The organism is Paenibacillus luteus (assembly GCF_006542765.1).
In the GTDB taxonomy this organism is placed as follows: domain Bacteria; phylum Bacillota; class Bacilli; order Paenibacillales; family Paenibacillaceae; genus Pristimantibacillus; species Pristimantibacillus luteus.
Genome location: NZ_SKCD01000019.1, coordinates 61,232 through 72,482 on the forward strand (window position 1 = coordinate 61,232; position 11,251 = coordinate 72,482).

At 51.0% G+C, this 11,251-nt stretch carries 8 protein-coding genes; all 8 read left to right on the top strand.

Features of this window, described 5'->3' with window-relative positions; translation table 11 throughout:
• Nucleotides 1–249 precede the first annotated feature (249 nt).
• Entirely contained in the window at nt 250–1,065 is an 816-nt protein-coding gene (locus E0496_RS15445) for a MerR family transcriptional regulator (RefSeq protein WP_141502693.1), read from the top strand.
• Nucleotides 1,049–2,824, top strand: a complete 1,776-nt coding sequence (locus E0496_RS15450) for an ABC transporter ATP-binding protein (RefSeq protein WP_141502694.1) — start codon at nt 1,049–1,051, stop codon at nt 2,822–2,824. The genes E0496_RS15445 and E0496_RS15450 overlap by 17 nt, the downstream gene beginning before the upstream one ends.
• A gap of 182 nt (nt 2,825–3,006) precedes the next feature.
• The gene (locus E0496_RS15455) at nt 3,007–3,858 is read left to right on the top strand and encodes an SDR family oxidoreductase (RefSeq protein WP_141502695.1); all 852 of its coding nucleotides are present in this window, start codon (nt 3,007–3,009) and stop codon (nt 3,856–3,858) included.
• Between the two features lie 283 nt (nt 3,859–4,141).
• On the top strand, nt 4,142–5,539 hold the full coding sequence (locus E0496_RS15460) for an LLM class flavin-dependent oxidoreductase (RefSeq protein ID WP_141502696.1): 1,398 nt from the start codon (nt 4,142–4,144) through the stop codon (nt 5,537–5,539).
• 29 nt (nt 5,540–5,568) lie between these two features.
• A complete protein-coding gene (locus tag E0496_RS15465) occupies nt 5,569–7,239 on the top strand; it encodes an ABC transporter substrate-binding protein (protein WP_141502697.1) in 1,671 nt (556 codons plus the stop codon).
• Between the two features lie 76 nt (nt 7,240–7,315).
• Entirely contained in the window at nt 7,316–8,242 is a 927-nt protein-coding gene (locus E0496_RS15470) for an ABC transporter permease (protein WP_141502698.1), read from the top strand.
• Between the two features lie 17 nt (nt 8,243–8,259).
• Nucleotides 8,260–9,153, top strand: coding sequence for an ABC transporter permease (locus E0496_RS15475; RefSeq protein WP_141502699.1), 894 nt, complete (start codon nt 8,260–8,262; stop codon nt 9,151–9,153).
• 15 nt (nt 9,154–9,168) lie between these two features.
• Entirely contained in the window at nt 9,169–11,199 is a 2,031-nt protein-coding gene (locus E0496_RS15480; protein ID WP_141502700.1) for an ABC transporter ATP-binding protein, read from the top strand.
• Nucleotides 11,200–11,251 lie beyond the last annotated feature (52 nt).

Consider the following 11,251-nt stretch of genomic DNA (forward strand, 5'->3'; position numbering starts at 1 on the left):
ATTATATATACTTTCCTATAACTTACAACCCCTATTTTGTAAAAATATTAAATTAATTAAAAATATTATACAAACTTGTCCTTTAATATATTGAAAATATAAAAGGATTTTGTCGAATGGAATAAGCTGTCTATCTATTAAACCGATTAAGGGGAATTGAAACATTTCTTATTTTTTTTTTTTAAAAACCACTTGCCCTTGACGCTGCGTCAAGGGTTATACTTTTTTTCAGAGGGGGGAGGGATACACATGGAAAAGGATGCGCTTTATGCGATTGGGGCTTTCGCTAAGCTGACATCATTAACGGAGCGCACGCTCCGTTATTATGATCGGAAAGGCTTGTTAACGCCTTCTAAGCGGAATGAGCACGGTCACCGTTTCTATACCGAGCGGGATCTGGTTAGATTGCAAAAAATAGTAACGCTCAAATATTTGGATTTTTCACTTGAGGATATTGTCTCTTACTTGCAAAGGCCGGATGAGGATTTCCAGCAATCGTTAGCTGTGCAATTTGAGCTGCTGCAACAAAAGCAACGGCATTTGGAGAAGGTGCTGGATACGATTGGACGGATGCAAAAAATCGTCGAAAGAGCAGGGCGGGTCGATAGTGATTTGATGCTTGTGTTTATCCACAATATCCAGCATGAGGAGAATCAGAAGCAGTGGCTGTCGCAGCAAATGCCTTCTTCGTTCGTGGGAGCACTTTTTATGGATGATATGAACTTAGATGAGCGATTGGCTAAGGAAAGTACCATTACCGCAATGGTGATGGAATTGAAAGAACATTATAAGCAAGGCAAGGAGCCGCTGGATGAAGAAGTGCTTGGGAGTGGACGAAGGCTGGTTGCGTTTCTGGACGAGCTTCTTGGTCCGGTCCTCGAGAGCATGAATGAAGAGGAGCTTTCCAATATAGGGTTTCTGACCGATCGGGAAGCTCCGATAGATCCTATCCTGTTTCCGAATGCGTTTACCGAGCAGGAGGAGGCCTACTTAAAAATTGTATTTGACCATTTGGAAGCATTCAACATACTTAGGGAGGAGCTTGTGAATGGGGAAAAGAGCTGATGCTGCAAAGCCGGAAAAGGCTGTTCACTTATCGCAGTTTATCAAAGTGATTATGAAGCATAAACCGTCCAATTTATTAATTATAACGGCGGTTGTGCTTGGTCTAGGGGAAACGCTGCTATCCTTAACGATCCCGCTTCTGACGAAAAATCTCGTTGAGGAGCTTTCTGCTTCTACCGTACAAGCGGCCACGTTTATCGTACTGGGAGTGGTGTTCCTTGGGCAGACGATTATGTCAGGCTTCTCGGTTTATACGATGTCTTATGTAGGGCAGCATGTGATTTCCGGTTTGCGCCACGAGGTATGGGAGCGGGTGCTGCGGCTGCCCGTTCCTTTTTTTGACCGCAACAATTCCGGAGAGACGATGAGCCGCATGACCAATGATACGAACGTGATTAAGGAATTTATTACCGGGCAAGTGATTTCATTTATGGGCGGCATTTTATCGATCATCGGAGGCGTTGTCTTGCTGCTGCTCATCGACTGGAAACTGACGGTGCTTATGCTGGTTGCCGTTCCGCTGGCGCTGCTCGTCCTATGGCCGCTCGGAGCTAAAATGTTCGCCATTTCCAAATCCATGCAGGACGAAACGGCGATGTTTCAGGGTGATCTTGGCCGCGTACTCTCTGACATTAGGCTGGTAAAGGCATCGCTTGCCGAACCGACCGAGCAGCGGAAAGGCGGCTTGCGGATCAATCAATTGTTCAAGTATGGCCTGCAGGAAGCACGGATCATGGCCATAGTAACTCCGCTGATGATGACGGTGATGCTCTTTATTCTTGTTTTGCTGATTGGATATGGCGGCGTGAGATTGGCGCAGGGCACTTTGACTGGCGGCGAGTTGGTCGCCATCCTATTGTATATGTTTCAGATTGTCATGCCCTTTACGCAAATGGCTTCGTTTTTCACCCAATTCCAGAAGGCGATGGGCGCTTCTGAGCGCATCGTGGAGCTGCTCAATGAGCAGGAGGAGCAGTCTGGAGCCGCAAAGCTTAAGGCAGTGCTGCCAAGTAATGAGCCGCGCGGAGCCGCAATCCAGTTTAACCAGGTTAGCTTTGGCTATACCGAAGATCGGCCGATTTTACATTCCCTTTCCTTTCAAGTGAAGCAGGGCCAGGTGACGGCGTTTGTAGGACCGAGTGGCACGGGGAAGACGACGATTTTCTCGATGCTAGAGCGTTTTTACGATCCCACGGCGGGCTCTATCACTTACGGAGGCGAACCGATTGCAGAGATGAGGCTGGAAGACTGGCGCAAGCGTATGGCTTACGTATCGCAGGAAAGTCCAATGATGCAGGGCACAATTCGCCATAATCTCACTTACGGACTTGAACAGGTAGACGAGATGGAGCTGGAAGAAGCCGTGCGGCAGGCTAACTTGTCTTCTTTTATTGAATCGCTGCCAAGCGGCTATGAAACGGAAGTGGGAGAGAGAGGCGTTATGCTCTCGGGCGGGCAGCGTCAGCGGCTGGCTATCGCTCGTGCGATTTTGCGGAACCCGGATATTTTGCTGCTGGATGAGGCGACAGCCCATCTCGACAGCAACTCTGAGCAGTCGGTACAGGAAGCGCTGCAAAGTCTGATGAATCAAAGAACAACGCTTGTCATCGCACATCGCTTGTCAACGATACGTGGCGCGGATCGAATCATCGTGCTGGAGAATGGAGAAATTTCCGGTCAGGGCACCCATGTGGAGATGCTCGAGAATAACGAGCTCTACGGTAAGCTTGTTTCGCAGCAGTACAGTTTGGAGCATTAATGCTGTGCTCTTCAATAGCAGTTTAAAGTTTCACAGACAAAGGTTATTGTAATGATTTTTCTGATTTCATCCGATTCGTCAAAGCACCGCTTTTCTTTTTGAGCTATAATCAATGCCATGGAGAATATGGATCTGGATGGTCTGCTACGGTCATTGGATGAGAAAAGAAAGGTGGTGCTGGGATGGACAACGCTGCAAAGCAGTCAGATCGCCCCATCGCGCTGGTGACGGGAGCTTCCAGCGGGTTTGGACTTTTAACCACAATTCGTTTAGCGCAGGAAGGATACCGTGTCATCGCAACGATGAGGGACATAGGCAAAAAGGATAACGTACATGGCAAGGCCGAGCAACAGGGAGTGGCAGCGTATGTGGAAACCATGAAGCTTGATGTCACCAACCACGAAAATGCCGCAGATGTCGTTCAACAAGTCATTCAGCGGTGGGGGAGTATCGACGTCCTCGTTAATAATGCAGGCTATGCGGTAATGGGCGTTATTGAGGAAGTGCCTATGGCCGATTGGCGGGCGCAGCTGGAGACGAACTTTTTTGGCATGGTCGCAGTGACCAAGGCGGTTCTACCACATATGCGGGTTCGCAAGTCTGGCAAAGTGATTAATGTCAGCAGCGGAGCCGGCATTATTGGCTTCTCCAACACGGGCCCCTACTCCGCTTCCAAATTTGCGATGGAGGGCTTTAGCGAGGCGCTTCGCCTGGAACTCCTGCCTTTCTCGATTTCAGTGGTGCTTGTTCAGCCAGGGACCTATGATACGGGAATTTCAGCCAAGCATGTATATTGCAGTGAGCCGAACTCCCCCTACAGCAAAATGATCGAACGCTTTAACGCCTTCAACGCGAAGTCGGAGCAAAATGCTCCCGACCCGATTCACGTAGCCAACACGATTGTGAAAATATGCCGAAAAAGCCATCCGAAGCTGCGTTATACCTGCGGCAGCGATGCGAAAATGATTTTCCTCATGAAAAAACTGCTCCCATGGCGACTGATCGAATGGGCTCTCCGCAAAGCGCTTCACTAAAACGATCACTGATTACGCTCAGCTCAAAAAAACCATGGGGGACAAGAAGTCCCCCTATTTGTTCTGTCTATCTCTATATAAAGTAAGCGGGCGCATTGAATTATTGTATATCGATATAGAATTTATCTATTATGGATGCGATTGACTGCATTTGATCGCAGGTGATAGACTCATCTCAACATAATTCCGATAAAACCTATTTGAATTGTTAAATATGAAACAGGTAGATTAGGTTGTACTAGGAAATTGAAAAATTAATGGGTTAGAGAAGGGTGGAGAGTGTATGGCGGAGCAAAGAAAACTTAGATTGGGTGCTGTGCTGCATGGAGCAGGTGGCAATTTGGCAGGGTGGAGACATCCTGATGCAGTGGCGGACGCGAGCGTTAATTTTCAATTTTACAAACAGCAGGCGATCAAAGCAGAGGAAGGGAAGTTTGATTTTTTATTTATCGCAGACGGGCTTTATATTAACGAGAAATCGAATCCCCATTTTCTGAACCGCTTTGAACCGATTACGATATTGTCTGCCCTCGGCGCAGTTACCTCGAAGATCGGCTTGGTAGGCACGCTCTCCACTTCCTATAGCCAGCCTTTTACCGTTTCAAGACAGTTCTCATCCCTTGATCATATTAGCGGAGGAAGAGCCGGCTGGAATGTTGTGACCTCCCCTCTTGAAGGAACCGCGCTGAACTATAGCATTCCGCTTGAGAATCATCCGGACCATAGCAAGCGTTACCGGATTGCAGCCGAATATTTGAAGGTGGCACGCGGGTTATGGGATTCTTGGGAGGATGACGCTTTTGTCCGAAACAAGGAAACCGGCGAGTTTTTTGATCAAAGCAAGCTGCATACGTTGCATCACGAAGGAGAGTTCTTCTCGGTCAAAGGCCCGCTTAATATTGCGAGATCGAAGCAGGGGCAGCCAGTCGTATTCCAGGCAGGTTCTTCCGATAGTGGCAGAAATCTAGCGGCAGCGTCGGCCGATGCGATTTTTACCAATCAAGAGACGCTTGAGGATGCAATCGCCTTTTACCAAGACGTGAAAGGCCGAGCGGCAGATCTCGGACGCTCACCTGATGAGATCCTTATCTTTCCAGGCATCGGGGTTATTGTCGGAGATACAGACGAGGAAGCGGAACGCAAATACCAAGAAGTTGCGAATTTAATCAGCATCGATAACGCGCTTGATAATTTGGGACGTTTTTTCGAGCATCATGATTTCAAGCAATATCCGCTCGACGGACCGTTTCCTGAACTAGGCGAGCTTGGGAAAAACAGCTTCCAAAGCACAACGGACAAAATCAAACGCGAAGCGAAGGAGCAAGGCTTAACCTTGCGTCAGGTAGCCCAGCGTTCGGCAACGCCTAGAACACCGTTCATTGGAACGCCAGAGAAAGTGGCTGATATCCTTCAGGAGTGGTTTGAGAAAGGCGCCGTTGACGGATTTATTGTAGGAGCGGGCGTACCAACAGGACTGGATGAATTCGTGGAGCTTGTCATACCGGTGCTGCAGCGCCGTGGCTTATTCCGCAGCGAGTATGAGGCGGATACGCTGCGCGGCAATCTCGGCTTGCCGATTCCGGCGAATCGCTATACGGAGCAAAGGGAAAAGCTGAAAGGCACGGAAGAGGAGAAAGCCGAGGCTGAGGCAGCGGCAGCACAAGTAAACGGAGCGGTATAACTTAAGAAAATGAAACGGGGGTTCTTATTATGTTAAAGAAAAGAAACAGCTGGAAAACGATTATTGCGCTTACGACGGCGTTGGTGCTTGTGCTTAGCGGCTGCGCAGGCACGAATAAAGCTAGCAATACGAATAAAGGTGCCGCACCGGCCGCAACTACGGATGCCACGACGGCGACAGCGCCTGCAAAGGGCGGGGAGCTCACCTATGCGCTTGCCACGTCGCCAGATACGCTTGATCCGCACCGCAGCGGGCTCGCCGTTGCTGTCCGTGCGATTCGGACGATTCATGACAATCTGGTTGCTCAATTGCCCGACGGCACCATTCAGCCATGGCTTGCAACGGAATGGTCGGTGTCAGAGGACGGCCTGAGCTATACTTTCAAACTGCGTCAGGACGTGAAGTTCCATGACGGCACGCCGTTTAATGCGGAAGCTGTGAAATACAATTACGATCGTATTTTGAACCCGGAGACGAAGGCAGCTAACTCGGCAGCGCTGATTAGGCCTTATAAATCGGCGGATGTAATCGATGAATTTACGGTCAAGCTGAATTTGGAGACACCCTCCAATGCGTTTCTCGGAAACCTTAGCCAAGCGCTGGTAAGTATCGTATCGCCAACCGCAGCTCAAAAGTACGGGGATCAATTGGGCAAAAATCCAGTAGGAACTGGTCCGTTCAAGTTCGTTAGCTGGGAGGAGAACTCGCAGATTACAGTTGAGCGCAACCTGGATTACAAATGGGCGCCGCCTCTTGTCGTGAATCAAGAAGCTCCATACCTCGATAAGGTTGTTTTCAAAATTGCACCAGAAGAGGCTACGCGGATCGGAAGCGTACAGAGCGGTCAAGTGCTGGCTGGGGAAACGATCCCGCCGCAAAACATTCTCGCTTTAGAGAAGGACGAGAAGCTGCAGCTGTTCAAATCGAATACGCAGGGTTTGCCGTATACGTTATTTATTAATCAGAATAAAGCGCCATGGAATGAATTGAAGGCAAGGCAAGCGCTGCAAGCAGCCATCGACGTCGATGCGATCGTCAAGACCCTCTATCTGGGTACGTATGACCGCGCATGGTCGCCGCTTACACCGGGCACCTTTGGCTACGACAAGTCGCTTGAAGGCGGCGTAAAGCCGGATCTCGACAAGGCGAATGCGTTGCTTGATGAACTTGGTTATGTCAAAGGGGCCGATGGCGTTCGCGCGAAAGACGGCAAGAAGCTGACGCTCCATTATGTGGACGGTTCGCCAAACCGCGAGAAAAGAAATGATATCGCCGCCATTATTCAGCAGCAGCTGAAGCAAATCGGCGTTGCCGTAGAAGTCGAGATTACAAAGGATGTACGCACGATTGTCTACGAGAACGGAAATTACGATATTTATGGCAACAGCCAGGTGAACTCCGACCCCGAAGCACTGCGCTCCTTCTACCATTCCGGTGCGGTCAGTGTAGGCGCGAGCCAAAACCTGCCTGGGTTCAAAAACGCCGAGGTAGACGGCTGGATCGATCAAGGCTTGGTCGAGAAGGATGAAACGAAGCGCCAGGAGCTGTACGCGAAAGTTCAGCAGGCGATTATCGAGCAAGCGGTTATCATTCCGATCTATGTATTCCCATACACCATTGCTGCGTCCAAAACCGTAAAAGACATCAAATTTGACTCATTGGCGTACCCGCTGTTCAATGATGTCTTTATTCAAAAATAAGGAGATCACCTATCGGAACATAACCGTCTCCGCGGAATAGCCGGTATTGCTCCAAATCATATACAGGAGGCAAGTGATGCTCAAAACGATTAGTATTCGGTTGTTCACCTCCCTACTCGTCATTCTCGGATCGCTTGTGCTTGTATTCGTTATCGTCTATTTGCTGCCTGGAGATCCGGTTCTGTCCATGGTTGATCCGAGCACGGTAACGCCGGAGGTGCTGGCCAGCCTGCGTGCGCAGCTTGGCGTGGACCGGCCGCTGTATGAGCAGTTCGGCTCTTATGTCAGCAAGGCCTTGCAAGGTGATTTCGGCAAATCGATCGTTAACGACGAGCCGGTGCTGCCTAAGATTATCACCCATTTGCCGGCAACGCTTGCCCTGACGGCCGCGAGCTGCTTCATCGCAGCCGTGGTCGGCATTTGGCTTGGCGTGCTGTCGGCCATCCACCGTGATCGCTGGATCGATATTACGGCAAGAGTGGTTGGCTTGTTCGGCATTTCGATGCCGACCTTCTGGTCGGGCATCCTGCTCATCCTTATCTTCTCCATTACACTCGACTGGTTTCCCGCCATGGGCTCGGAGGGCTGGAAGACGCTGGTGCTGCCGGCAGTTGGACTGGGTATCGTTGGTGCGGGCTTCGTCGTTCGGCTAGTGCGCAACAGCATGCTTGAGGTGATCAATGAGCCGTTTATCGTGACGCTGCGGGCGAAGGGCGTAGCGGAGAAGCTGGTCATGTACCGGCATGCTCTGCGGAACGCGCTAATTCCGGCTCTGACGATGATTGGCGTGCTGAGCGGGGAGCTGCTGGCAGGCACGGTTGTCATCGAAACGGTATTTTCAAGGCAAGGAATCGGCAGGGTCATCTCTGATGCGCTCATGGCCAAGGATTTGCCGGTTGTGCAGGGCGTCGTTTTTTTCTCGGCGATCATGTACGTCATTATTAATTTAATTGTGGACCTCTCTTACCGAATTATCGATCCGAGAGTAAGACGTTCGCAGTAGGCAAAGGGGAATGTATCGTGAAGGAGACCGCAGTCGCCAAGACCGCTTGGCCGAGAACAAGGGCTTGGCGCCAATCAGCACCGAGAACGGCCAAACTTAATGTGTCCAACTTGCTCGTTTACGCAGCAGGCTTTGTCGTTATTTTCATTGTGCTGTGCGCGCTTATGCCAGGGCAAATTGCTCCTTATTCTCCTACGGAAATGGTTATGACGGATATTATGCTGCCGCCAAGCCTAACTCATTTTTTTGGGACGGATTATTACGGGCGTGACGTGTTCAGCGTAGTTGTGTACGGCAGCCGAGATTCATTGCTGATCGGCCTCGCTTCGGTCATTATTGGCGGCTTGCTTGGAGCCTCCATCGGGGCGTTGTCCGGTTTTCTGGGCGGGATATTCGATACGATCATTATGGGGTTTATTGAAGTATTAATGACGATTCCGGGGATTCTGTTCGCACTAGCAATCGCCGCAGCCATGGGGCCTAGCTTGTTCAACGTCGTGCTGGCGGTCGCTTTGTCAGCCGTTCCCGGCTATGCGAGGGTATTCCGGGGTCAAATCATTAGTGTTAAGGGTCGGCCGTTTATTACGGCGGCACGGTCGGTCGGCGCGGGCAACCTGCGAATCTTTTTCCGCCATGTGCTGCCGAATGCCTGGTCTCCGCTGCTCGTAATGGCAACGATAGGTTTGGGGACGTCGATCCTGATCGGATCGGGACTGAGCTTTCTCGGTCTCGGGGTTATTAAGGAAATTCCGGATTGGGGAACATTGCTCTCGCAAGGAAGAGGTTATCTGACCGTGGCTTGGTGGATGTCCACTTTCCCAGGCCTAGCGATCACCATGCTTGTGCTGTCGGTGAATCTGATGGGCGACAAGCTTAGAGATCATATTGACCCGAAAAAAAGCAGATTTTAAGGAGGGGGCATCCATTTGAAAGCTTTGCTTGAAATTGAGCATCTTACCGTCAAGTTTGCCACTCCGAAAGGCTGGCTGACTGCGATTTCGGATGTATCGCTGACCATGAAGCCGGGCGAAACCGTCTGCCTTGTCGGCGAGTCGGGGAGCGGGAAGACGATTACCTCCAAATCGGTTATGCGCTTGATCGATTATGAGAACGGCGTCATCGCGGGCGGAGAAATGAAGCTCAATGGCGTAGATTTGGTGCGTGCCCCGCAAAAAAGCATGCGGACGCTGCGCGGCAAAAAAATGGCCATGGTCTTCCAGGAGCCCATGTCTGCGTTTGATCCGGTGTTCACAATCGGAAGCCAAATCATTGAGGTGATCGTCGGTCATAAAATGAGCAATCGCGAGAAAGCCTCGGAGCGGGCAGTCGATCTGTTGCGGCGCGTCGGCATTCCTGAGCCGGAGCTGCGGATGAAGCAGTATCCCGGAGAGCTGTCTGGCGGCATGCTGCAGCGAGCAATGATTGCGATGGCATTGGCTTGCGGCCCAGAGCTGCTTATTGCCGATGAGCCGACCACTGCGCTTGATATGACTATCCAAGCACAAATTCTGCAGCTGCTGCAGGAGCTAAAGTCGGAATTTAATATGTCCATCCTTCTCATTACACATGATATGGGCATTGCGGCTGAGATGGCTGACCGGATCATCGTTATGTATGCCGGACAAGTGGTAGAGCAGGCGACGGCGGTGCAGTTGTTCGAGCAGCCGCATCATCCATATACACAAGGTCTGCTTCGTTCGGTCACGACGCTTGACAGTGACCGAGGCTCTAAGCTGTTCTCGATCGACGGGAGCATTCCCAATTTGTTCGAGCTGCCGACTGGCTGCCGCTTCCATCCGCGCTGCCCCCACGCCACGGAGAAATGTGTCAAGGAAAGCCCGCCGCTTTTAAACGTGAATGACCGCTTGGCAGCCTGCTGGTATGCAGAGGATATTGCGGAGGCGGAGTTGTGGCTCAATCCTCGGACCGAAGGTCCGGTGCTTTCCGAGAAGTTAATCGTCCGCGAGACTTCTGAAGCCGAGCCGCAGATAGCGGATCATCTCTTTGAAATCGAAGGTTTGAAAAAGTATTACCCGCTGGGCAAAAGTATCCTGTCGCGCCACTCATCCTCTATTCGAGCGGTGGATGACGTATCTTTTCAAATTCGCAAGGGCGAGACGTTTGGGCTGGTCGGCGAATCCGGCAGCGGAAAGTCGACGCTCGGACGGGTCATTATGCAGCTGGAGAAAGCCACGGCGGGCAAGGTGAGTTTTGCTGGTCAGCAGCTCACCGATATGAAACCGTCGCTGCTGCATGAGAAGCGCAAGGAAATGCAGATGATTTTTCAGGACCCGTTCGGTTCGATGAATCCCCGCTGGCGGGTTGGCGATATTATTGGAGAGCCACTTTCTATCCATACCTCGCTGAGCGCAGCCGAGAAAAAATCGCGAATCGAGGAGCTTCTCCACGTAGTCGGGTTAAATCCTTCTTGGCACGAGCGTTTCCCGCATGAATTTTCTGGCGGCCAACGGCAGCGGATTGGTATCGCGAGAGCGATTGCGCTTAATCCTTCGTTTGTACTCGCAGACGAAGCGGTGTCTGCGCTGGATGTATCCGTTCAGGCGCAGATCGTCAATTTAATGCAGGAGCTGCAGCAAAACCTAGGACTGACCTATCTGTTTATTGCCCACGGACTTCATGTGGTTAGGCATATTTCAAATCGAATCGGCGTCATGTATTTAGGCAAGCTAGTTGAGATTGCTGATAGCGAAGAGCTGTTCACGCATCCCTCACATCATTATACGCGAGCGCTAATTGCCTCGATTCCGTGGCCGGATCCATCGCGCAAGCGTGAGCTGACCGCGATCAGCGGCGAAATACCCTCCCCCGCTAGCCCTCCCTCAGGGTGCCGCTTCCATACCCGCTGCCCTGCAGCGACCGTGCTTTGCAAGAACGAGCAGCCGGAGCTTGTGGAGGTTGAGCGCGAGCACTGGGTAGCCTGTCATTATCCCGCCTAAAAAGCTGAGAGCTCCGCTATGGAGCTGCTTAGCTTTTTTTGTTGTTTTGGGT